Genomic DNA, 25,174 nt, shown 5'->3' on the forward strand with positions numbered 1-25,174 from the left:
AAAATCATTTTTTCAATATTTAATTACCATCCCTCATTTTGAACCAGCTTTCGATTCACATTCATTTCAGAAAGAGGAATTGGCCATAACACATCACGCGCTGTAGCATTAGTATATATAGTCTTTGGCGCTGTGTATATTTTACCTGTACCATTAGGCACATCTGCCAATGAGGCTTTCATTCTTTCATAAAAAATACCCCATCTGATTAAATCATCTTTTCGCAGATTTTCAAAACATAATTCCCGCGCGCGCTCTTCCTGAATAGCCTTAAGAAACAAAGTACTGCTAGCAAGATAACCGACACCTAAATCTGCATCCGTAATCTCTGTTAGCATGACCGTTGCAGTAGCTCCACTTCCATTTCCACCTGTAATAGCAATGGTAGGAGTACTTGTATAAAATTTCCCTTTATTTGTTACGGTTATAGATGCAATTCCTCCTCCTGAAATTGTAGCTATAGCTGTAGCACCACTTCCACCCCCTCCTGAAATCGTAACTATAGGGACTGTAGTGTATCCTGTTCCGGGAGAAACTATTGTGATTGATTTCACTCCTTCTCCATTTAAATATTTCCCATATGCCCTTCTCCTTACATTATTTACAGCTTGTACATGTGGTTCTGTGGACGACAAATTTCTTCCTAATGCATTTTCAGCTTCCGCATACATCAACAATACATCGGAATATCTTAATATTGGGTAATTTTGAGGAGTCCAAGTATTATTTTTAGGCTTTAAGAGTTCGTACTCTCTCCTAAATTTCGAACAGGACAGCCTATACACTACTCCTGTCCAACTTACTTTTGTAGCTGGGTTTCCGGTATAATAGAAAGGGGCAATTACCCAATTTTTTCTTAAATCTTCTGCAGCATACAAATTATGCAAATATGCTGTTGGCCGCACAGTTCCTGTAGCGTAACCTACGTCGGCATCAGCCGTTTGAGGAATACCATTATTCCTGCCCACTCTACCAGCCGCTCCCGAATAAATCCCATCTCCATTCCCCCAAAACTCTACTTCCCAAATGCTTTCCTTAAAGTCATATATATCCTGTGCATAATTAATAAATACCTGTTCATATGAAGGGTTCAATTCATGTTTTTCAGAAGAGATAACTTTATATGCCCAAGATGAAGCATCTTGATATTTTGTTATATCATTTATAGGATTTCCTGCCATATTTAAACAAACACGAGCGAGAATTCCCCATACGGCAGACCTTGTAACTCTCCCGGGATGCCCAGCCGCATCCATTATTAAATCTGCAGAAGTTGTCATATCTTTTACAACTTGTTCATATACTTCTTTAGCCGGGATTCGCGGCGTTTGTACTTCTTCTGCATTACCTGTAGTAACTGGCTTAAGAATTAAAGGCACATCTCCAAATCTTACTACTAACATAAAATAGTAGTATGATCTTAGAAATAAAGCCTGTCCTTCAATGTCTTTCCTTTTAATATCATCCATTACAGGTTTATGTATATTATCTAAAAGCACATTTGCTCTATTAATGCCTTCGTATAATACATTCCAATATCCTGTTATTTTAGCATCTGATGTTGAAACAGCATAATAGCCGACCGTATTCTCATCATAATAATTCCAGCCTTCATCTGCATCAAGCCCTAACCTACCCAACATAAAATCTCCATAAAGCTCATTTCTTCCCAATATTGAATAAATACCCGTTAATGCTGTATTCAATTGATTTTCGGTATCATAATAAGTTTGAGGGCTTAGAAAATCTTTAGGTGAAACATTTAAAATCTCATGACATGATGTAAAAAGAAACATAGTCAGAAAAACACTAACAATCTTTTTCATAAATTTTTTTAAGTGTTTAACAATAACAACCATTTTTATAAACTAATACTAATTCCAAAAACGATCTGCCTGCTCCTTGGATAGGCAGAATAATCAAAACCAGGAGTTCTTGCTGTATTACGGACAGATACTTCCGGATCCATTCCCGAATATTTTGTCCATGTATACAAATTCTGTCCCGTTGCATTCAACTCTATTTTCTTAATTTTTAAACGCTTGCAAACAGCCTCTGGAAGAGAATAAGATAATTGTAATGTTTTTAGTCTAAGAAACGAACCGTCCTCAATTGTCCTTGTAGAATATACGCCATTAGGTCCTTGCCCTCCTATCCTGAAATAAGTCTCGTTTTGATTTTCTTCTGTCCAACGATTAGCATACACGGCATATTGATTTAGTGCATTTCTATTGACCTGATTACCTTCAAACGCAATTCTGTTAGCATTAAAAATATCATTACCATAAGACCATTGAAAAAATACATTAAGACTAATTCTTTTATAAGTAAAGTTATTACTAAAGCCTCCTACGTGTATAGGAAGCGTTCTCCCAATGATTATCCTATCGTTATCATTTATTGTTAAATCTCCATTTTGATCTTTGTATCGTATATCTCCTGGTTGAATATTTTCTCTTGGATTTCCATTGGTGGTAACCGAAGGTTTTAAACTGTACTTCCCATCAGTTCCCACTTCAAAATCATCATATTGATAAACACCATCCCACTCATATCCATAAAATGCTGATGCAGGCCCCCCTATCTGTGTAATATAAAGTGAGGTAGTGTTATAATCGGCTGTCCATGTCACAGGCGTTAAAAACCTATCTTCACCCTCATTAAGAGCTAAAACCTTATTCCTGTTAAAACTTATATTAAAATCACTTGTCCACATAAAAGATTTTTTTTGTATGTTTTTAGTGGATAATGAAAACTCTAAACCTTCATTCTTTATTTTTCCTATATTTTTAAAAACACTGTTAAAACCTGTACTATTAGGAATATTTGCATTTAACAATAAATCACTCGTGACTTTTCTATATGCGTCTACTGAAATACTTATCTTATTTTTAAACACAGATACATCATAGCCAATATTGTATTGTGCTGTTTTTTCCCATCTCAAATCGGAGTTTCCAAGATTATCAAAACCTAAACCCTGATTAGGTATTCCATTATCAAATGAGTAATAAGAAGTTAGTGGAAAATTTAAAGAAGGAAATCTTTCAAAATCACCTATCCTATTGTTACCTGTAACCCCATAACTTAATCTTACTTTGGACTCATTAATGAAAGCTATATTTTTCAGAAACTTTTCCTTATGCATCTGCCATGCAAAAGCTCCGGAAGGAAAATATCCCCATCTATTTTCTCTAGAAAATTTAGATGATCCGTCTGCCCTGATAGACGCTGTAAAAAAGTATCTGGACTTCCAACGATAAGTTGCCCTTCCCAAGTAGGATATAAGCACATTTGAAGAAATAAGAGAATACACAGAAGTAGGGCTTCCTAAATCCATTCCGCTTAATCCTAATTCTTCATAAGGAACTCTTTCTACATTATATCCATAAGTTTTCGAATCATCTTTCTGTAGAGTATAACCCGCTAACACATCAAACTGATTTGATTTATTAATTTCCTTCTTATAAGTAAGCGTATTCTCATTTAAAAAACTTCCAAGTTTTATATATCTAAACAAACCATTAGGTCCTTTGGGGTTATTTCCTGATAAATGCCCCTGCAAAGTATTAGAGTTATAAAATGCCTCATTTTCAATTAAATTAGTTCTTATTCCTCCTTTAATTTTTAATTCCAAGTTTCTAGAAATTGAATATACCAAATCTGTATTCACAATCAGTCCTGATTTATTTTGCTGACGAACAGCATTCTGTGCTGCCACATAAGGATTAATTCTATTATCATTTGCCTCCGGATCAAACAGATCTATATTCAGGTCAAATTCAGATGACATTACAGGCCTATACCCCCAAATCTGATACATTAAATAAGTTGAATATGAGTTCGAACCAGATTGCTGTTGCGAGATCATTTGACCATAGTTCTTTTCATTACTATAATTTACATTCAGATTTGCCTTCACTTTCTTACTTATAGTCTGATTCAGACCTATTCTTCCCTGATATTGGCTATATCCTGAATTTAGAATTACCCCTGTCTGATCAAACACAGAACCTGAAACCACATATTTTGTCTGAGGATTACCTCCGGAGAGTAACACATTATGAGTCTGCATGAAACCATTCTTAAATAAAAGATCCTGCCAATCAATTGGCGCTACTGAACGATAATCTTCCAAAGTCATATTAGGCTTTGTAAAATATATGGGTTCATTATTTCCGGGATCCTTCTCTACCTGATACCTAACAAATTCATACGGGCTCATTAACTCCAAAACCTTAGGAACCTGAGACAAACCGAATGAATTTCTATAAGATACTTGCGGCAAACCAACCTTACCTTTTTTAGTTTCTATAATAACGACTCCGTTAGCTCCTCTTGAACCATATATCGCTGTGGCTGAAGCATCTTTTAGAATAGATATTGATTCAATATCCGCCGGATTAATCTCTCCTGAAAACTCCTCCATTGGAAACCCATCTACAACATAAAGGGGAGAGTTACTTTGTTCCAGTGAATTACCTCCACGAATTACAATATTCATTGCAGAACCTGGCTGGTCTTCGTTAGACAAAACCTGAACCCCAGCAACCCTACCTGCCAAAGCTCTATCAAAAGTTGCCACAGGAGCTTTTGCCATATCCGCCACATTTACTTCTCCTACTGATCCGGTGACATCTTTCCTATCTACTGTTCCATAACCAATTACTGTGACCTGACTCAACTCCCTTATATTTTCTTGCAGCTTTATTGTCCCATTAAATGTTTTAACATGAGTTTTTGAAACCTGGAATCCCATATAACTAGTTATTAGATAATCATCTTCCGTAGCATTTACTAAAAAATTACCATCTTTATCTGAGACTGTTGAAACTTTGTTCCTTTCTAAGGTTATGACTACCCCAGCCAAAGGCTCATTTGTCTGCGAGTTAACAATCTTTCCGGAAATTTTTCGTAGCTGTTGCCCATGTAATTTAGAAACCCCAAAAAACATGACCAGCAATAAGATTCTTCTCATAAATCGTTTATTAGTTTATAGTGGTTTAATTTTTTCAGTTACTAATCGTACTATTTTTACTCTAAATAGAATTTAACCCTTTTTATATTTTGGTTTTCACCTACCAATATGCCTATATATATTCCTGCAGGAAGACTATGTGGCAAGCTAAAACTGTAACCCGGCTCATAAGATTTCACCTTATGGGTAATCAATTCCTTACCTTCAACACTCAATACCTTAAAATATCCTTCTCCCATTAAATCACTTTCAACGGTAACCAGTATTTCCGATTTTGATCCAATAATTTTGATGTTTTGATCATCAAAATCCATAAAAATAGAAACAACATCTGTTTCCTTACTTTCTCCGTTATAGTCTACCTGGTTTAGCTTATAATAGTTGATTCCATTTTCTGGTCTCAGATCTGAGAAGTGATAAACATTTTCTTTCTTAGAATTACCATTTCCCTTAACCGAACCTATTTTATGGAAGTGATTAGTCCCTTCTGCTCTAAGTACTTCAAAATGAGAGTTATTTTTCTCTGACACCGTTACCCAACTTAAATCTACATGGCTTCCTTTAGAGCTAGCTTTAAAAGAAAGAAGCTCAACCGGCAAAATAGTACTGCCCGGAGTAAAGGCCACACCTCTAAACATTGTCCCATCAGGAGCTATTTTTAATACTTCAGGCGCATTATCATCAGCATTTAGTTCTGCTGTGAGTGGATTATTATCCACTACTTTAAATAAACTTGATTTGATTTCTGTATTCCCAAAGACACCTGTAGTAGTCATATACAAGGTTACTACTCCAGAAATCATTTTTCCGGTAATACTTTTTATGCCGTTTGTTACTCCGTCATCTGTAGTTGTTCCTTTCGCTACCCATGTTGCTCCCGCATCTTCGGAAATATATTTTCTTACAATACCTGTTGAGCTATCATCAGCAGCATACAACAAATCCGGTTTAGTATCATTATTGGTATCAAAAAGAACAATCTGACTTATTGCTGTACTACCCGGTAACGCATGTACAGAAGCTGAGTTACTTCCGCTTACCGGCATTGCCTCAATCTTATAAAAACTATTATTTCCCCTAGTAGAATATAAATCTCCTCCAAATTCTAAAACACTCCTATATTGGCTATTATCCGAAGAAATTCTTACCGCATTTGCTATAGTAGTTCCAGAAGCCACATACTTCAATCCTGCTGAGTTATCAACCCCTGTTGTTCCAGTAGTTGCAAACCAAACACCTGCGCCTGCCCCTCCTATAACTGCTGCTCTCGGCGATCCTCGATCGCCCGTAAGGCATGTAGAAGTATTAACTACCCCATCAGCACCTATTATACCTATTACCCTACCTACCTGCCCGGTAGCTTGTCCTACCCCTGTGTTATACCCTACTACACTTAGATAATTTCTATCTCCTGATAATGTGATAAGCCCCTCAATAGGAATTGCACTTGCTGTAAATGGCAGGCCTGTAAGTGCATAATTACCAGAGGCATTTGAGACAGGAAATGAAATAGACTGAATAAATGCTCCATCTTGTGTATATTCGTCAATAAATACAGGAGCTGTATTATTAGTTATTGCTCCATTTCCATATCGATATATGGCCAAATTATCAGCTGCAAGTTGGGAATAAGCTTGATTTACCAAACATAATCCCATGATTAATGTAAACACTGTGAAGTAATAATTTTTCATTAGTTACAAAATTTAGGTTATACAAATGATTTGTTTATTTATGCAAGAGCACCACTATTATCTCCAGATATTTTTATATCATTAAGTGATGTCCATATATTTTATATTTTTAGCACACGCCTCATCAAGAACAAACTGACAATTACTATGAAGTTTAAGAAATGATGCAGGCAAGTCAGGAGTTATTGGCTCATAAAGAAGCCTATTCATAATTCTTCCCTTATTTTCTCCAAAAGCTAACAGGATAATTTTTTTAGCCTGTAAAATAGATTGTATCCCCATAGTTATGCCTTGGTTAGGGACTGCACTAACCCCACCAAAATCAGCCGCTGCATTTTTACGGGTTACCTCATCTAAATCTACCAAACGGGTAAGTGAGTTAAAGTCCGAACCTGGTTCATTAAAGGCAATATGACCATTCTCTCCTATGCCCAGTATTTGCAGATCAATCCCTCCCACTTGGTTTATTTTATTCTCGTAGTCTTTACAAAAATCATGGAGAGGCGTATCCAAAGTTCCAATATGAGGAATATGAATATTGTTATCAGGTATATCTATATAGTTGAATAACTGCTTGTACATACTGTAATAAAAGCTATTGGGATTCTCTTTTTGAATGGGATAATACTCATCCAGATTAAAACATATTGTTTTAGCAAAAGACTTCCCTTTCTGATATGCTTCTATAAGATATTTATAAATAATCTCAGGCGTAGCCCCCGTTGCCAAACCTAAAACAGGAAGACCGCCCGCTAGCCCAATTTCTTCAATCACATTACACATCTCATCAGCAACCACTCTGGATGCTTCATACTTATCTGAATAGATTATAAATTGCTCATCATAATTATCCTGTATTTTCATAATAAATTAGATTATTTATGCGACAAAATATTCTTAAGTATATAATCACTCGATGAGTTTTGATCAAGAGAATTTGAGATTAAAGCAATCATTTTAAAATTACTTCTCAGGTCTTTAGTAAAGTCTTTTTTCATCACAATTTAAGTTTACAATAAAAGTATTATGTATGACATTATAAAGGTAAAACAAAATTCATATTACTTCCAAATAAATTCATGTTTTTATTTAACAATGTCTAAACAGCATTAAAGCATATATTACATATATCGTATACTTTTATTATTTTTGCATTAAATAATACATAAGAAATGACACTAACTACCTTAAAAGAAAACATACACATAGACACCAGTTCATTAGTGGACAAGGTTGAAGCCAACCTCGTAAAACTGCTTCAGGAAAGAAAACTAAAAGTTGGAGACCCTATTCCCAAAGAGTTAGAATTATCCGAAACCCTGGGCGTAAGTAGAACCGTAATAAGAGAAGCCTTAGTAAGATTAAGGGTAATTGGACTTATAGAAACCAAAAAGAAAAAAGGGACCATCATTACAAGCCCCGATGTATTTGGTATTCTGAGTAAAAGTATGAACCCTCATATTTTAGATCAGGATACTTTACGGGAAATGTTTGAACTAAGACTGACTTTAGAAATTGGTATGGCAGATTTCATTTTTCAACGTATAACTCCTGAAGATATAACTGAATTAAGAAAAATCGTAGAACATGAACCCCAAAATACTAATGGTGAATTATTTAACACGGAACAAGAAATAGCATTTCACGGTAAACTATATGAGATAACAAGAAATGAAAACATGAAAAAATTCCAAAAAATGTTGCTTCCTATTTTCGACTATGTACATAATAGTGGTTTATTAAAAAAACCAATTCATGTAAAGAAATTTGTTTCCCATAAAGGTATTGTTGATGTGATTGAAAACGGCTCTCCTGAATTGTTGAGAAATGCCATGCGCAATCACTTAGAAAGTCACTTTGAGCGAATTTTTAATAAATAAAGCTTAGCTAAAGATCTTATACCAAAACGGGGATCATATTAAAAAAAACAAAAAGGGATTTGTGCATCACAAATCCCTTTTTGTTTTTAACCACATGTACTTTCTAATAATCTATTTCCAACAAACTATGTGTAGAAATATTTACGCCACCTTTAAGCTCTAAATAATCTGGTGTAACATTCCAAATGGTAGTTTCTACACGCTTAGGACCTGCTGTAGTATTAAACACAATATTTGCTTTGGATTTAAACTCATTTCCCAACCTTAAAGCATTTTGTAGTTTTTCCTTTAATTCAGTAGCATGGTCTTCTGGGGCATCCACTATTTTATAATTGGAAATCTCTTCTTTCTGTATTAACTCGGCTATCATAAAAAACACTTTAAAATTAATCCTTCAACTATTTTTATCTTATAACCAATCTAACAAATATTATTTTAAAACGATATAAATATTGTATCTTTTTTTGGTCAGAATATTATTTCTGAATGCGATCAGGCGTTTCTATCATGCCTTTAAACCCATCTTTCTTTAATGAACGTCTGGTTTGCAAACGATTAGGTTTTTCTAAAATCAAGGAACGGGAAGACAATGAAGAAGATGCTTCTGTAATTTGCTGAATGGCTACTGAAGTATTAATTTCAGTAGGATCGCCCAATTCTTTGTTATAAGGATAATCATCAGAATTAACATCAACATTCATTCCTGTAAAATAGCCTCCTTCTCCCAACGAATTCTTAGACTCAAACATCGCATAATAAATATCGTATTTATCTATCCTTATAGGGAAAAAGCCTACCGGCTTACCATACGTTTTTTCACCTACTAAACTAACCGTTGTATATGGTTTTAAACTATTAATGGTGAGTTCGCTTGCCGAGGCGGTAGATTCACTCACTATAAATACAACTCTTTCCAATTGGGGGATATAATTAGTGCCCCCCTTATTAATCGTAGAAGTCATATTATCATAACTGCCAAAATAGCTTTTGTTTCTGCCTCCATCCTCATAAAACTGATTTTTCAACAAATCTGCTTTTCCGGTACGCATAGTTTCATTGTAGTATTCGGTAAACATTAGCTTGCCATTATGCTGGCTAGGAACAATATAATTTATAAGTTTCTCTGCCGTTGCCACATAACCTCCACCATTGTATCTTAAATCAACAATTAGATTGTTTACCCCTTGATTTTGAAATTTTTCGAATGCGGCCTGTAACGCTGGTCCAGAATCATCCGGATGCGAAAAACGAGCATAAGCTAAATAACCTATTTTTTGGGTTCCTCTTACATACACAGTATCTTTCAATACAGGAGAACTTTTATATCTCATTTTACTCAACACCAAATCTTTAGGCACAGTTTCTCCCGGAGCCAGAACATTCAGATTAACCGTAGCTCCATCCATGGCATTGAGAAACAGGTCTATTTCTGCATTAAAGTTACTCCCATAAGCTCTACCATTCACCTTTTTAACAATACTACCTCGTTTTATCTTCTTATCATACGCAGATGAGCCCGGCGAAACATATTTAACGTATATCTGGTAATTATACTCACTTCCAACATAAGCAAACCCCAGACCTACATCATTACCATAGCCATCTAACTCCACGTACATGGTCTCTCCCGCCTTTCTGGCGATAATACCATCATCATTGCTATCATCTATATAAGAATATTTAGGTTCATCGTACAAACCTCCATCAGAATCATACCAGTTCTCATAATTGGTATACCTTGTTATCTTCAATAACTCATCATTAAAATTATCCAGCTGATTGCTATTTCTGGTAAATGAACGCGGATTAAAAACACTATAACTTGGCAAATAGTTATTCCAGTAATACACTTGTTTAGCATATAAGAATATAGAATCTTTGGTTAGCTCTGCCCTATCTGTAGTAGGTTTAGGCTTATCCTGATCTATTTTTTCCTTTTTACAGGACACCGCACTCAAGAAAGTTAGTACGATTGCCAAATTGGTAAAACCTAATCTTATAGACATATATATCCTAAATTAATTCATTTATATTTTTTAATCAATGGGAATAAACCCCATCCCTATCAGATTAACATCCTCCTCATGTTTCGCCAGTCCCACAAAATTAACCTGTTGTGCTTCCATCTGATTATCTTCAAGTACTTTAGCTATACAAGCGTTTAGTTTTCCATTAAACTCTTCTACATAATATACCTTAAGATAGTTTTCTAAACCATTCCACTCCAGGTGTTTAATCTTATTAAATTGTTTTTGCGGATTTCCTTTGGTAACTATATAAATTTGTTTTCTGTTAACAACCAATTCCTGTAAAAAAGCTAAAACTTCTTTATACAGCAACAACTTCAAAGGCAGCTTCGCATTCACATAAAGCGAATTAAAATTCTCTTCATATTTCTCATCTATACCAAAAGTTCTACTGGTTTCTTTAAAAATATCTTTACTTCCATGAGCTTCATAACGTTTACTCATGAATTCTATTACATCATTAGCTGGTGGATATTGCTCCAGATACTCCAAAAAATTAGCAAACAGATAAAACACCTGCAAATCGTAATCTTTTTGAGGATACAATACGTCATCTAATTCAAAAATCACAGCCTGTATATTGTTATTTAAGTCTTCAAATTTCAGCATATCTGTTGTGTTTTTATCCTTACTATCTGGCTTCCACATAAAGTTATTTCAAAAAAGCCGTATATTTTCAATTCTTTGAATTTATTAAGCAATAAACTCACTATCGGTTTTTCATGGTCTATGGGTACCTCAGTTTTCTTATTCCAAAGCAGAAAGTCTAGTTGTTCAATCTTTTCGTTTGAAAACAATTTGTATAAAGTTACGGGGTTAAACTCTCCTTTAGAGAACAGTTTGTTTAATTGTATAAATGAAGCCTTACCTGGCATACACCAAATATTTAGAGGTTCTTTACAAGAATCATCTATTTCTATCAAATTCCCCAAACCATTAAGTTCTCCAATAGCTATGCGGTCATTAGGATAGCCCAATTCCAACATTAATTTCGAAAATTCAGAAAAGTTTTTTACAGGCTTACTTTCTGCAAAATGCTCTTCTAAAGCAGTTCTTAAAATACCATATTCAGAACCATGCAATGCTAACACCTCAATACCGTACTCTTCAAAAAGAACTTTTGACTCTGACAAAGCCATTATAGCTTTGCTTATTAATGGCAACACCGTATGAATGTTATGGGTTAAACAAGAATCAAGTACTTCATGTGCATAAGAACTACTGGTTACCTGTGGTAGTTTTATCGAATTCTCTGATACAAACTCAATATTGTCGTTTAAAAGACTTTTCAGCAGTGCAACTTTTGGATGCTGCTCTCCTATAATTAATACGTTATTCAAAATCAGAATTTGGATAAATCAAACCATCTTTCATTGTAATCTTCCGATCCGCCATATCTGCCAGCTCTTCGTTATGGGTAACAATCACAAAAGTCTGTTTAAACTGATTACGCAAATCAAAGAATAACTGATGCAATTCTTTAGCTGTCTGAGAATCCAGATTACCTGAAGGTTCGTCAGCTAAAATCAAGGAAGGGTTATTAATTAAAGCTCTGGCTACCGCAATACGCTGCTGTTCTCCCCCCGACATTTGCGCCGGCTTATGATCCTTTCTATGCGTCATCCCTAATATTTCCAATAGCTCTGTTGCTTTTTTTTCTGCCGTAGCTTTACTGGATTTAGCTATAAATGCCGGTATACAGATATTTTCTAAAGCTGTAAACTCGGGAAGCAAATGGTGAAACTGAAAAATAAACCCGATATGCTGATTTCTAAATACACTTAGGGCTTTAGCATTTAAAGTATTGATATGGGTATCATTAATTATAATTTCTCCGGAATCTGGTTTATCTAAAGTACCAATAATATGTAAAAGCGTACTTTTCCCCGCTCCCGAAGCCCCAACAACACTCACAACCTCTCCTTTGTCAACCGTAAGGTCTACCCCTTTTAAAATGGCTAAATCGCCAAAACTTTTCTTTATTGACTGAGCTTTAAGCATCTTACAAAGCTATAAATTATAGGATTATATTTTTTAAAAAAGCACTTGGTGTATCTCATAATAATGCCAAAAAACAAAATAATTCTTGTTTTGGTTTCTTTTATAGGGATGTATTTGTAATTTCACGGCAAATTTTTATATAAAATGAACATTCACGAATATCAAGGTAAACAAATACTAAAAAGTTTTGGTGTACGCGTTCAGGAAGGTATTGTAGTAGATACTCCAGAAGAAGCTGTAGAGGCAGCCAAAAAGATGAAAGAAGATTTCGGCTCTGATTGGGTTGTAGTAAAAGCTCAAATTCATGCTGGTGGACGTGGTAAAGGTGGTGGTGTTAAATTGGCTAAAAATTTGGAAGAGGTTAAGCAAAGAGCTTCTGATATCATCGGAATGCAATTGGTTACCCCTCAAACTGGCCCGGAAGGCAAAAAAGTAAACAAAGTGTTAATTGCACAAGATGTTTACTACCCTGGAGAATCTGACACTAAAGAATTTTATATTTCTGTCCTTTTAAATAGAGCTACCGGCAGAAACATCATCATGTACTCTACCGAGGGCGGTATGGATATCGAGGAAGTGGCTGAAAAAACCCCTCATTTAATATTCAAGGAAGAAATTGATCCAAAAGTAGGCTTACAAGCTTTCCAAGCAAGAAAAATTGCATTCAATTTAGGTACTTCCGGCAATGCTTTTAAAGAAATGGTGAAATTTGTAACCGCTCTTTACAAAGCTTACGAAGCTATCGATGCTTCTATGTTCGAGATTAACCCTGTATTAAAAACTTCTGATGATAAAATCTTAGCTGTTGATGCAAAAGTAAATCTGGACGAAAATGCACTATACCGTCATCCAGATATTGCAGCTATGCGTGATATTACTGAAGAAGATCCTACAGAAGTAGAAGCTGGCGAGTCTAACCTAAATTATGTTAAATTAGATGGTAACGTAGGCTGTATGGTTAACGGTGCTGGTTTGGCTATGGCTACCATGGATATTATTAAATTAGCGGGTGGAGATCCGGCGAACTTCTTGGATGTAGGTGGTACAGCAAATGCACAAACTGTAAAAGCTGCTTTCAACATTATCTTGAAAGACCCTAATGTAAAAGCCATATTAATTAACATATTTGGTGGTATTGTTCGTTGCGACAGAGTAGCACAAGGAGTAATTGATGCTTACAATGAAATTGGAGATATCAGAGTGCCTATCATTGTTCGTTTACAAGGAACAAACGCTGAAGAAGCTAAAAAATTAATTGACGAGTCTGGACTTAAAGTTTATTCTGCTATCCTATTAAAAGAAGCTGCTGATTTAGTTTCTAAGGTTATTGCATAATTAACCCAACTCTTAAAACATACAGAAAACCTGCTTTATTAAAGGCAGGTTTTTTTATATACTTTAAATTGCAAAGGTCAACTTACCCTTCTCTTCTTATTACTTTTTCTATTGGTTTTAAGAATAAAATACAAACGTTTGCACAATTATAAGTTTAACACTATATTTGATCAGGTATGGCTAAACAAGTTACCATAAAGGATATTGCGAGAGAGCTAAACACAAACTACTCTACTGTTTCCAGAGCGCTTAATAATAACCCGCGCATTAGTGAGGAAACCAGGACTGCCATTATTTCTAAGGCCAGAGAAATGGGTTACAAACCCAACAAATTGGCCCAACAACTTAAAACTGGTCATTCAAATACAATCGGACTAATCGTTCCCAGAATTAACAGGGTGTTTTTTTCCAATGTAATCCACGGTATAGAAATTATAGCCAAACAGCAAGGATATAATGTTCTTATCTGTCAGTCTTACGAAAGCTTTGAAGAAGAAAAAAGAAATATCCAAACCTTATTAAGTAATAACGTTGCCGGAATTATCATGTCTGTCACTAGAGAAACCAAAGATATTTCTGAATTTGATAAGATTATAGAAAATGATGTTCCTTTTGTATTGTTTGACAGGACTTTAGAAAACACACAGTTTAATGAAGTTGTAAACGATAATTTCTATGGAGCTTACCAGGCCACCAAACATTTAATACAGCAAGGATATAAACAAATTATACATTTTGCCGGTCCATTACATCTTAAAAATTATAATGAAAGGCTTTTAGGTTATAAAGAAGCACTCAAAGATAGCGGTATGGCTTTTAACCCAGATTTGGTTATGGCTGATGTACTTACCAGAGAAAAAGGTCAGGAAACAATAAAAGAGCTTATAAATAACAATATTGCTTTTGATGCCGTTTTTTCTGCCAGTGATTTCTCTGCGCTTGGAGCTATGCTTTATCTGAATGAAATAAAAAAAGACATCGCCCTGATAGGTTTTGCGAATGAACCTTTTACAGAGCTGATTGGACTTACAACTGTAGAACAATATAGCAAAAGTATTGGCGAAAATTCAGCTAAACTTTTATTCAATCAGTTCAATAAAAAGGAAAAATCACTCGATGTTGTAAAAATAAAACCAGAATTAATTATTAGACAATCAACAAATAAAAAGTTATGAAGTATTCAGAAAGATATGCAGCACACCCTGCAGATTTTAAAAATTACGATACCCAAAGAATCAGAGAAGAGTTCCTAATGACCTCTCTTTTCGAAAAGGATGAAATTGTTTTGGTATATTCTCTATACGACAGATATATTGTTGGTGGAGTTTTACCCGTAAGTCAGTCAATAAAACTGGAAACTATTGATCCTTTGAAAGCGCCTTATTTCCTGGAAAGAAGAGAGCTTGGTATTATAAACGTTGGTGGAAACGGTATTGTTATTGCTGATGGCGAGCGCTTTGAGCTAGGCTATAAAGAAGCATTATATGTTGGGCAAGGAACAAAAGAAGTTTCTTTTGAAAGTGTAGATGGTAGCCAACCTGCAAAGTTTTACATTAACTCTGCTCCGGCTCATCATAAATTCCCTACTAAAAAGGTAACTAAAGAAAATGCTGAAATTGTAGAATTAGGTAGTCTTGAGACATGTAATGCCCGTACTATTAACAAATTAATTGTTAGCTCGGTTGTACAAACGTGTCAGCTACAAATGGGACTTACTGAACTAAAAACAGGTAGCGTTTGGAATACCATGCCTGCGCATACACATAACAGGAGAATGGAAGCTTATTTCTATTTTGAAATTCCTGAAAACCAAGCCGTATGTCATTATATGGGAGATCCTAAAGAAACAAGACATATTTGGATGACTAACGATCAGGCTGTTTATTCTCCATCCTGGTCTATTCACAGTGGTGCGGGTACATCAAACTACTCTTTTATATGGGGTATGGCAGGCGAAAACCTGGATTATGGTGATATGGATGTTGTTCAGCCAAATGAACTAAGATAAGCTTTTACTTTTCATACATAAATCCGTTAAAGCTGTACTTGTTTTCAAGTGCAGCTTTTTTGTTTATTCCCTCCTTATCCAGTCAATTCGTTTTTTACTAAAACTCATGTTTTTTTACGTAATAAATTTCTTTATCTAAATAAAATTAACAAACTTTATACAAAGCCCCGATTTAATAATTTGTGTTATTTTAAAATTTAGAGAACTATGAAAATCCAAGTAAACACAGACAAGAACATTGATGGAAAAGAGAGCCTTGTCAACTATGTAAAAAGTACTGTTGAGGACGGGTTAAACAGATTTGATGAATCTATTACCAGAGTTGATGTACACTTAAGTGATGACAACGCAAATAAAGAAGGTACACCTGATAAAAGGTGCCTTATTGAGGTAAAAGCAGAAAGTATTCCTCCTTTGGCAGTTACCGAAGTAGCAGACAATTTACATAACGCCATCAATGGTGCCGTTGATAAAATGAAGAAAACCCTAACCAGCAAGCTGGGTAAACTTCAAAGTAAATAATACAAAACGTTTATTTTAATAATGAAAGGGTTGTTTAAAACAACCCTTTTTTGCTAGGGTAAGCAAAGTCGAAATCTTTTCTTTTTTAGATATATTTCTTCAATATTCAAAAACTACCAGGCTTTATCTCCTAAAAGTGGAACAAAACGAAAAGTATCTAATACAATCTTATCGAATTCATTTTCCGAAACACGTAACACGGTAGTCATTTTCTGAGACTTCTCGTCTCCCACAGGAATCACTATAATTCCCCCTATTTTTAGTTGTCTCAACAATATCTCAGGAACAAACGGAGCTCCTGCCGTTACTATAATTTTATCGTAAGGGGCATGTTCAGGAATCCCCCTGGAACCATCACCTAAATAAAATTCAGCATGATATCCTAAATACGGCAGCATTTTAGAAGTGCGCTCGTATAATTTCTCTTGCCTTTCAATGGTTACCACCTTTGCCCCTAATTCTAACAGTACACAAGTTTGGTAGCCACATCCGGTACCAATTTCGAGTATCTTATCGCCTTTATTAATATGGAGTAACTCACTTTGGTAAGCTACCGTATACGGATTGGAAATAGTTTGTCCTTCTCCTATCGGAAAAGCTTTATCCTGATAAGCCTGATTCCAAAAGGTTTCATCAAAAAAATAATGCCTTTTTACATTTCCAATTGCTTTTAAAACATTACTATCCGAGATTCCCTTAGCTTTAAGTTCCTCTACAAGCTGCTTTCTTGCTCCCCTTTCCCTGTAATTATCAATAAATTTATAAGCCATTACAATTATAGATTCTCCAAAATCAGACACCGAATTTAAGGCTATTTTATGGCTTTTCTGCTATGTTGGTTTTCAACAATAGCTAAGCATCAGTATATCAAAAGCAAAAATATTTTTTTGAGATTATTTCCCCTAAGTAAAAAAGCATCCTCATCGTTCTAAAACGTCAAATCATCAAAAAACCTCTTCTTTTCCTAAAAAAGCGGTAACAAAACAGATATTCTATTTATTTAAAAAAGACAGATGTTGCTTTTATCCTAATAATTAAAAAAGCAAAAAATCAGAATTTATTTATAAAAAACATATTGAGCATATTATTTGTTTATATTCGCACAACATTTTAAAATGAAGAAAACGCGCTTATTACTTATTCTGTTAATCGTTTCAAATATTTCGTTCGCTCAATCACAGGATGAACATCCATATTCTATTGGAATAAATATGATGAGCTACAAAGAGGTTCCGAAATTGCAAAATGAATACAGAGGAGGAGAAATGAAGTACCTCCCTGCCTATTTAAGTGGCGTAATGATTAAATTTAACGATAATCAAATAAGCTACAGACTATCTGGTTCTGCCTTTTCAAAATCAGATTACTCATTCATAAACAATTGCAAAAATTGTGAAATCGTAAACGGAAATTTCAAAGACTATCAGTTAGGATTGGGTTTTGAAAAAAACATATTATATGGTGTAATTCAACCTTTTTACGGTTCTGACATTTCATACAAAAGAATAACTTTTGAAGGAACTGCTTTCGACATTAAATCCAACTCATTCTTATACGATTCTTACGTTGAAAAAAGTGGAGCTATGCTATCTCCTTTTATAGGCGTAAAAGCTAATATTTTCAGAGCAAGATTTACAATAAGCGCCGAAGCTGGTCTTGACCTCATGTACACCTATGAAAAAGAAACCAAAACAGACCTTGCCGACAATCAGCTCAGTTTAAATACTTTTAACAGATGGGGTGTATTCGGAAAACCTTTGGGCCTTTTATCTCTGCAGATTAATTTAGGAAATCAATAAGGGTCAACGTTAACCATTAAAAAGGCTCCCTTATTGGTCTTTTTACCTTCAAATTCAAGCATTTTTTGCTTAACAAACTCTTTTACTTTATAAATAGACTGACTTTCCAAATCTATTTTTATGGTTATAGTCTGGATATAATAGTTTCTTATACGACCAACCAACGGAACCTGTGGCCCTATAATAGCCTTTCCCAAGGTATGTTTTAATTCGGCTGCAAATTGTTCTGCAATCGCCTGATTAGTCTGGAAATCTTTGTGTTTAACATCTATTTGTATAATCCTAAAAAATGGAGGATAGCTAAACTGCTTACGTTCCCTTAACTCGTCCAAATACATTCCTTCGTAATCATTCTTCACAACTTGTTGTATAATACGGTTCTTTACATCGTAAGTTTGTATTAAAACTTTCCCTTGCTTATCTCTCCGACCTGCCCTTCCCGCTACCTGAGACAGCATCTGAAAACTTCTTTCGTAAGCTCTAAAGTCCGGAAACTGCAACATATTATCTGCATTGATAATGCCTATCAAAGTCACATTTTCAAAATCCAGCCCCTTAGCTACCATTTGCGTTCCCACAAGCACATCCAGTTTCCCTTCCTCAAAATCAGTAATGATATTCAAATGGGCATTCTTATTCCGGGTGGTATCGTAATCTAAACGGCCAATTCTTAAGTCTGGTAATATGGCTTTTAAATCATCCTCTACCTTCTCTGTTCCCAAACCTTTATATTCCAGATGTTTTGATCCACAGGCTACACACTCACTAATATTGTCTTCCTGATAACCGCAATAATGACAATGCAATTTATTGGTTGATTTATGGTAAGTGAGACTTACATCACAATTCACACATTTCGGTGTATTGCCACAGGTCTTACAAATAAGTATAGGTACATAACCTCTCCTGTTCTGGAATAAAATAACTTGTTCTTTTGAAGCCACTGTATCTTCTACCTGCTTCAATAGAATATTACTAAAGTTCTCTATAACCGCCTTTCTTTCCCGCTGTTCTGCTATACTAATAACTTCTATATCGGGCATTTTAACCCCGCTATACCTATTCAGCAAAGTAACCAGTCCATATTTCTGAGATTTGGCATTAAAATAGGTTTCCAGAGAAGGAGTTGCTGATCCTAACAAAATCTTGGCTCCAAATATACTTCCCATCACAATAGCAACGTCTCTGGCATGGTATCTTGGCGCAGGATCATATTGTTTATAACTGGCTTCATGTTCCTCGTCAACAATAATTAATCCCAGATCATAAAACGGAAGAAATAAGGCCGACCTTGCTCCTAAAATAATCTGTACTTCATTATTAAGAACTTTCTCCCATATTTCTGCCCGTTCATTATCATTAAACTTACTATGATATACAATAATTTTATTACCGAAATGGTGCTTCAATCTCTCAATAATCTGAGCCGTCAAAGCAATTTCCGGTAACAGATAAAGTACCTGCTTTCCTTGTTCAAGATAATCTTCCATCATACGGATGTAGATCTGCGTTTTTCCGGAAGAAGTTACTCCATAAAGTAAGTTAACCGGCTTTTCTAAGAAATTACGCTTAATTTCCTGATAGGCAAACTCTTGCTCCTGGCTCAGTAAAAAACTTCCGTCAGCATCTTCACCCCCTAATTCAAAACGACTAATAACTTCTTCAGCAACTACAAATACATCTTTTTCTATCAAGCTCTTAATAACACCATCGCTCACTCCGGCAGCTTCAACCAGAGCTTTACGGGTAATTTTAGCACCTTCCTTATGTAGCTTCATGTAAGCTAATAAAGCATCCAGCTGTTTAGGTGTTTTTTCTAAAAAGGTAAATAATTCCCTCAGGTTGTTTTTATCGTCATAAAAACTGTGCAACTGAATAAACCTTGCCTTTTTGGGTTTAAATTTCTGGTTTAATTCTTCTGATATGTACAGTATTTTTTTTGATAGTAAGGACTTTATAATAGGAAAAATAGTTTTTTGTCCTAAAATATTGGTAATCTCGGCTATACTAAGCTCATTCTGTATTTCCAAAGCTTCTACCAATAAGTACTCTTTATCAGTCAGCAGGTTTTTATCATATTCATGCTCCCTGTTCAGAATAATTTTGGTTTCGCTGGCCAATTTCAATGCAGAAGGTAAAGCGGCCGACATCACTTCGCCCGGATGGCATAAATAATAATCGGCTATCCAATTCCAAAGCTTTAATTGCTTATCATTAACAATTGGTTTTTCATCAATAATATCTATCAGGTATTTGGCTTCGTAACCTAATGGTGCTTTATTTCCTACACCAGCAATAATAGCTGTATACACCTTGCTTCGTCCAAACTGGACTACACAACGTTTTCCAATACTTACCTCTGCATTCAGAGAAACAGGCACCCTGTAAGTATATAGCTTAGGAATAGAAAGCGGAAGTAAAACCTCTACAAACAACGTTTCTTTGGAAACCGTTGTATCAAATACCATCATTTATCTCTAATTGCTGCAAAAAGTAAAGCGCCCCAACCTAAAATAAATAGTAGACCTCCTATTGGGGTTATTGGTCCAAGTATACCTGCAAAACTATTGATATTCAGAAAATCTCTTAACGCAAGTAAATACAAAGACCCGCTGAATAAAACGATTCCCAAAGTAAAACAATAGGATGAGAAATTGATAAGATTGTTTTTATATCTTGCAAAAGTACTTAAGAAAAGTAATGCCAATGTGTGATAAAATTGATATTGTACAGCTTTATTCCAGATCTCAGCTCCGTAAGAGGTTAAAACTCCTTTCAAGGCATGGGCTCCAAACGCTCCCAGCACCACTGCTAGTGCGCCGAAGACAGCTGCTGATATAATTATTCGTTTATTCATGGACTTAAATGAACCGCTAATTTAATAAAGATGCAATCTATTTAGGCTACAAAGATTGAAAAATCTATTTTTGTTACTTATTGGCTACAAACTTCAATAATTTTATATCGGCTTAAACAATACACTATGAGAAAATTAACAGCTTATTTTAAATATGAATGCTTCATTTTAGTAAAAAGGCTTTATTATTGCTAATATTCTTACTTCTACCAGCTTTTATTAAAATAAGATCATACTCATACAAACATTAAAAAATTTAAAAAGCCACAAACACAATATAATTAAAATAAATGAAACGTATTATATTTATCATATCCTTTTTATTTGTTATAGTTATTGGTATAACTGTTTTCTATTTTAAAAGTATTGGTTCGGCAGAAAATACTGCTGAAAAAGTTTTTAATACTTTACCCGAAGACGCATCCTTAGTATTCGAGTGTAAAAATGAAGGTTACTTTTTTGATATATTCAAAGACTTTAGTTTATTTTCTGATCTTTTGGGTAAAAAAAGCGCCGATCATTTAAAGGCATTAAAGTCTGTATTTATTGAAGACAATCTGCTTAAAGAGGTGTTTGAAAATAGCGAACTTTATTTTTCATTACATAAAACTGCTACCAACCAGGCCGATTTATTAGTTGCTACCGCATTTAGCTCAAATAAGTCACAAGATTTTGCACACTTACTGGCAACCATGAAATCAAAATATATTGTTAAAGACAGCAGTAATTATCATTACCTGAACTTTAATAACGATTCTCGCTTTTATTTTGCCTTTTCGAATGATCTGATGCTGGGTTCTTTTAACGAAGAACTATTAAAAAACACCTTAAATAATAAACAGCAAAACCACAAACCAGCTTTTACTTTCAAGAAAATAACGGGTAACCAAAGAAACAAAAACTCTATTGCAAACCTCTACATCAATTATGTAAACTTAAACAAGCTGTTAAACAATTTTTCTAATAGAAAAAACCCGGTTGAAACAGCTAATCTAAAAAGTTTTCATGCAATTTCGGCTTTAAACATCAATTACCAGTCCAATGCCTTAATGTTTAGCGGAACTACAGAACTGGACGATAACCAGAAAGAGTATTCCGCTCTATTGCTAAACCAAAAACCGGGCAAAAACACGCTATCTAACATATTACCTTACGATGCGGCTTCCTACCTTTTTTATTTTGTGTCTGATGGAAAATCATTCGACACCAAGCTTAACGAACTTTTAAGTCACAGAAAAGAACTTGCCAAAAAACATCAACAGGTACAAAATATTTCCCAAAAACACTCCATCAATATAGATAAAGAATTACCGGAAGTGATTGGTAGCGAATTTGGCACCGTACAATTAGCTTCCAGAGATAAACTGGGACTGATAAAATCAAAGAAAATAGACCGATTGGCCTTTATTTTCTCAGCCATAAGCAGTGCAACTAACGAACCACGCATCCGCCGATTTGACGATTCTGATTTATTGTATTATTACCTTGGCGATCCTTTCCAAGAATTTAAACGTCCTCTGTATACCATGATAGAAAATCACATTATCGTATCAAACGACATGAGCTCTTTAAAACGGTTTTTAAATAACTACGAAACACAAAATTTCTTAAGCAGAACAGATAAAAACATCTATTTTCAGGAATACCTATCTAATCAGGGGAATATTTTCTTCTTTATACACAACGGAAATTCTAAAGGAAACATACGTTCTTTCCTAAGCGGAACTTCTTATAAAAATATGTTGAGTGATGATTTTGACTGGAAAAACATCTATGGTTTCTCCATACAGTTTAGTGCCGATAAAGATAAATTCTTTACCAATTTATTTATGAGTAAGATCCCCCAACCTACAGAAATTAAGCAGGAAACTTTACCGCTGGATTCTTTATTAAAGTAAGATAAACATGAAGAAAACACATCTGTTCATTATAATGTTAATAGGATTTTCCATAAGCACAAATGCACAGCAGTTTTCTTTAACTCATTCTAAAACGCTTTACGATTCTTTTGAGAACCCAGCAGTTTCTTCCTATACACCAGAGCAAAGCTTTAAATACAATATCAGCATATTGCCCAGTATATTTTTAGATTTTAAAATCAAAGGAGATGCAGAAACAGCACTCAAAAGTGTACTATTCGGTAAAGACATAGACAAATCTTCTTTCAACTCATTAAACAACGAACTGAATCGGTTAAACATCAATTTCAATGGTTACCTGTTTATGTTTAAGATATTAAAAACAGCAGAGTACCAAAGAGAAATGGGGATCTCTTTAAGATTAAAAGACGATGGTAATTACTCCGTCAGCAATATGGCAATAGTACTTCCCTATTCCGGTACCGTCTTCGAACCTGGCAATTATCCCAATCAATTCATCAGTCATTATCAAAACACAAGCTATTGGCAGTTAGGGTTAAGTTATAGAGAAAACTATAATTCGAAATTGGGATTTGGAGCTAAACTCGGACTACTTTCCGGCGCTTCCTTTTCTAAAATGGATATTAACGAATCCCTATTAGAAGCAAGGCCTGCTGACTACACCTTACACCTAAATGGCCATTATGTTAACTCTCATGGCGCAGATACTCTAGGAACCAGTTGGTTTATGCCGGATTTTAAAAACCCTGGGATATCTCTAAGCTTAGGAACATCTTACCGCTTTAACAATAACATCTACCTTACAGGCCATATTAAAGATGCAGGATTTATTTTATGGAGCAAAAAAACACCGTCCTTCACATTTAACGATTCACTAACAGTTAGCAGAACTAAATCTACAGACTCTACCTATAGGCAATTATATACCAATAAAATGAGAGAAATGTTAGAAAGAAACGAATCTTCTTCCAGTGCTTTCACTTCTAAGTTAAACACACAAATTGAGCTTGCAGCCTCCAGACAATTCGGCAACTTTAAACCAGTTGTGATGGTATCTAAAAATGCATTCAATTCAGACGGCTTTATAGCACTTCAGAACAACTATGTTTACAGGTCATTAAATTTGGCATTAAACGCTGCTTATTACCTGAATACAGGATGGAATTTTGGGGGAATGTTCATGATTAAATCTGCGAATGTTGACTTTTATCTGGGAACAGAGAAACTGTTTCCAACATATAATCTTACTAAAGCATATACACAAAAAGATGAAAATATAGGAAAAAGCCCTACTCAGGCTAACATCTTCTTAGGTTTCAGCTTTAAGTTTGGCCGCATCATGCAAACCATGCCATTTGCAGACTTTGTAGACGGCTTAAACGATAAAGAAACAGGCTACGTGTATAAACTCTCCAAAAAAGAAAAAAGAGCCTTAAAAAGACGTAAAAAATAAGATCCTGTCTAAATTTATATGGTAAAATTTCAAATAAGACTCTAAGCTTTTTTCTTCACTCCCGCCACATAATCTTTCAGATAATAAGGCTCAAAATAAGCCACATCCTCAAACTGTTGTTTTTCGAACTTTTGCTGTGCAATCTGAACCATATCTGCTGCCGAATTCACATAAGTATCCAACACCCTTGCATTCAGGTGCAGTCCTAAAACTTCTTCGCATTTAGGTGCTCCGTCTCCAAAGAAATAAACAACATGACTATCTAAAAAATTACTGAAAGAATTCTCGTCCACAATGGTAGCAGCTACCTCAGCTACCATATTTTTTTCGCCATCAAAAACCGCCGAATAAACCTCCATTCTTCTGGCATCTATCATTGGACAAAAAAGCGTGTATTTATTTACAGAAAAACACCTATCAATAAAACCGCTTGCCATCGCTTCTAATGTATTTACACCAATAAGAGGAATATCCAACGCATAACAAAGTCCTTTTGCCGTAGAAACGCCTATTCTTAGCCCTGTATAAGAACCTGGCCCCATACTTACAGCTACTGCCTGCAATTGTTTAATATCTTTGCCCGCTTCTTTCAATATTTGCGATATAAACAAAGTCAGTTCAGCAGCGTGAATATTTTTTTCTGTTTTATCTATTTTAGATATTAATGAACCATTCTCTGAAAGCGCAACAGAACAGGTAGTTGTTGATGTTTCTATATGCAAAATAAGTGACATGCTGCG

The 25,174-nt window shown here is 34.8% G+C and carries 21 protein-coding genes; 8 read left to right on the forward strand and 13 right to left on the reverse strand.

The window, feature by feature from the left end; translation table 11 throughout:
- Positions 1 to 23: 23 nt before the first annotated feature.
- The 4 genes from ACFSAH_RS16255 to ACFSAH_RS16270 all read right to left on the reverse strand — a co-directional run bounded on the left by ACFSAH_RS16255 (position 24) and on the right by ACFSAH_RS16270 (position 7,536).
- Positions 24 to 1,826 carry a RagB/SusD family nutrient uptake outer membrane protein gene (locus tag ACFSAH_RS16255; RefSeq protein ID WP_379663795.1) on the reverse strand — a complete coding sequence of 601 codons (1,803 nt, stop codon included), beginning with the start codon at positions 1,824 to 1,826 and terminating at the stop codon, positions 24 to 26.
- Positions 1,827 to 1,861: 35 nt separating this feature from the next.
- A complete protein-coding gene (locus ACFSAH_RS16260; protein WP_379663796.1) occupies positions 1,862 to 4,978 on the reverse strand; it encodes a SusC/RagA family TonB-linked outer membrane protein in 3,117 nt (1,038 codons plus the stop codon).
- 56 nt (positions 4,979 to 5,034) lie between these two features.
- A complete protein-coding gene (locus tag ACFSAH_RS16265) occupies positions 5,035 to 6,672 on the reverse strand; it encodes a hypothetical protein (protein WP_379663797.1) in 1,638 nt (545 codons plus the stop codon).
- 81 nt (positions 6,673 to 6,753) lie between these two features.
- Positions 6,754 to 7,536: a glucosamine-6-phosphate deaminase gene (locus ACFSAH_RS16270; protein ID WP_379663798.1), complete on the reverse strand. Its 783-nt coding sequence runs from the start codon at positions 7,534 to 7,536 to the stop codon at positions 6,754 to 6,756.
- Between the two features lie 308 nt (positions 7,537 to 7,844).
- Here ACFSAH_RS16270 and ACFSAH_RS16275 point away from each other — a divergent pair, with 308 nt between their 5' ends.
- Positions 7,845 to 8,552, forward strand: coding sequence for a FadR/GntR family transcriptional regulator (locus tag ACFSAH_RS16275; RefSeq protein ID WP_379663799.1), 708 nt, complete (start codon positions 7,845 to 7,847; stop codon positions 8,550 to 8,552).
- 103 nt (positions 8,553 to 8,655) lie between these two features.
- On the opposite strand, the gene ACFSAH_RS16280 is transcribed toward ACFSAH_RS16275, so the two are convergent.
- From ACFSAH_RS16280 to ACFSAH_RS16300, 5 genes are all read right to left on the reverse strand, one after another.
- Positions 8,656 to 8,922, reverse strand: coding sequence for a hypothetical protein (locus ACFSAH_RS16280; RefSeq protein WP_379663800.1), 267 nt, complete (start codon positions 8,920 to 8,922; stop codon positions 8,656 to 8,658).
- A gap of 106 nt (positions 8,923 to 9,028) precedes the next feature.
- Positions 9,029 to 10,558 carry a S41 family peptidase gene (locus ACFSAH_RS16285; protein ID WP_379663801.1) on the reverse strand — a complete coding sequence of 510 codons (1,530 nt, stop codon included), beginning with the start codon at positions 10,556 to 10,558 and terminating at the stop codon, positions 9,029 to 9,031.
- Between the two features lie 30 nt (positions 10,559 to 10,588).
- Complete coding sequence (locus tag ACFSAH_RS16290; protein ID WP_379663802.1) at positions 10,589 to 11,188, reverse strand: HAD hydrolase-like protein; 600 nt, start codon at positions 11,186 to 11,188, stop codon at positions 10,589 to 10,591.
- A complete protein-coding gene (locus tag ACFSAH_RS16295; RefSeq protein ID WP_379663803.1) occupies positions 11,182 to 11,919 on the reverse strand; it encodes a hypothetical protein in 738 nt (245 codons plus the stop codon). Before ACFSAH_RS16295 ends, ACFSAH_RS16290 begins: the two co-directional genes overlap by 7 nt.
- Positions 11,912 to 12,580, reverse strand: a complete 669-nt coding sequence (locus ACFSAH_RS16300; protein WP_379663804.1) for an ABC transporter ATP-binding protein — start codon at positions 12,578 to 12,580, stop codon at positions 11,912 to 11,914. The genes ACFSAH_RS16295 and ACFSAH_RS16300 overlap by 8 nt, the downstream gene beginning before the upstream one ends.
- A gap of 144 nt (positions 12,581 to 12,724) precedes the next feature.
- Between ACFSAH_RS16300 and sucC the strand changes: the two genes are divergently transcribed.
- From sucC to ACFSAH_RS16320, 4 genes are all read left to right on the forward strand, one after another.
- Positions 12,725 to 13,915 (forward strand): ADP-forming succinate--CoA ligase subunit beta, encoded by a 1,191-nt coding sequence (gene sucC, locus ACFSAH_RS16305; RefSeq protein ID WP_379663805.1) that lies wholly within the window; start codon positions 12,725 to 12,727, stop codon positions 13,913 to 13,915.
- A 176-nt stretch (positions 13,916 to 14,091) separates the two neighbouring features.
- The gene (locus ACFSAH_RS16310) at positions 14,092 to 15,090 is read left to right on the forward strand and encodes a LacI family DNA-binding transcriptional regulator (RefSeq protein ID WP_379663806.1); all 999 of its coding nucleotides are present in this window, start codon (positions 14,092 to 14,094) and stop codon (positions 15,088 to 15,090) included.
- Positions 15,087 to 15,923: a 5-dehydro-4-deoxy-D-glucuronate isomerase gene (kduI, locus tag ACFSAH_RS16315; RefSeq protein WP_379663807.1), complete on the forward strand. Its 837-nt coding sequence runs from the start codon at positions 15,087 to 15,089 to the stop codon at positions 15,921 to 15,923. Before ACFSAH_RS16310 ends, kduI begins: the two co-directional genes overlap by 4 nt.
- Before the next feature lie 207 nt (positions 15,924 to 16,130).
- Complete coding sequence (locus ACFSAH_RS16320) at positions 16,131 to 16,445, forward strand: HPF/RaiA family ribosome-associated protein (RefSeq protein WP_379663808.1); 315 nt, start codon at positions 16,131 to 16,133, stop codon at positions 16,443 to 16,445.
- 113 nt (positions 16,446 to 16,558) lie between these two features.
- On the opposite strand, the gene ACFSAH_RS16325 is transcribed toward ACFSAH_RS16320, so the two are convergent.
- Positions 16,559 to 17,215, reverse strand: coding sequence for a protein-L-isoaspartate(D-aspartate) O-methyltransferase (locus ACFSAH_RS16325; RefSeq protein WP_379663838.1), 657 nt, complete (start codon positions 17,213 to 17,215; stop codon positions 16,559 to 16,561).
- A 345-nt stretch (positions 17,216 to 17,560) separates the two neighbouring features.
- Here ACFSAH_RS16325 and ACFSAH_RS16330 point away from each other — a divergent pair, with 345 nt between their 5' ends.
- Positions 17,561 to 18,244, forward strand: coding sequence for a hypothetical protein (locus tag ACFSAH_RS16330; protein WP_379663809.1), 684 nt, complete (start codon positions 17,561 to 17,563; stop codon positions 18,242 to 18,244).
- On the opposite strand, the gene priA is transcribed toward ACFSAH_RS16330, so the two are convergent.
- Complete coding sequence (priA, locus tag ACFSAH_RS16335; RefSeq protein ID WP_379663810.1) at positions 18,238 to 20,715, reverse strand: replication restart helicase PriA; 2,478 nt, start codon at positions 20,713 to 20,715, stop codon at positions 18,238 to 18,240. The two genes, ACFSAH_RS16330 and priA, sit on opposite strands and share 7 nt — an antisense overlap.
- Entirely contained in the window at positions 20,712 to 21,101 is a 390-nt protein-coding gene (locus ACFSAH_RS16340) for a DUF423 domain-containing protein (protein ID WP_379663811.1), read from the reverse strand. The genes priA and ACFSAH_RS16340 overlap by 4 nt, the downstream gene beginning before the upstream one ends.
- A gap of 290 nt (positions 21,102 to 21,391) precedes the next feature.
- Between ACFSAH_RS16340 and ACFSAH_RS16345 the strand changes: the two genes are divergently transcribed.
- On the forward strand, positions 21,392 to 22,999 hold the full coding sequence (locus ACFSAH_RS16345; RefSeq protein WP_379663812.1) for a hypothetical protein: 1,608 nt from the start codon (positions 21,392 to 21,394) through the stop codon (positions 22,997 to 22,999).
- A gap of 7 nt (positions 23,000 to 23,006) precedes the next feature.
- On the forward strand, positions 23,007 to 24,434 hold the full coding sequence (locus ACFSAH_RS16350; protein ID WP_379663813.1) for a DUF5723 family protein: 1,428 nt from the start codon (positions 23,007 to 23,009) through the stop codon (positions 24,432 to 24,434).
- Positions 24,435 to 24,475: 41 nt separating this feature from the next.
- On the opposite strand, the gene tsaB is transcribed toward ACFSAH_RS16350, so the two are convergent.
- Entirely contained in the window at positions 24,476 to 25,168 is a 693-nt protein-coding gene (gene tsaB / locus ACFSAH_RS16355; RefSeq protein ID WP_379663814.1) for a tRNA (adenosine(37)-N6)-threonylcarbamoyltransferase complex dimerization subunit type 1 TsaB, read from the reverse strand.
- Between the last annotated feature and the right edge of the window lie 6 nt (positions 25,169 to 25,174).

The organism is Pseudopedobacter beijingensis, from assembly GCF_042678145.1.
GTDB classification, from domain to species: Bacteria; Bacteroidota; Bacteroidia; order Sphingobacteriales; family Sphingobacteriaceae; genus Pseudopedobacter; species Pseudopedobacter beijingensis.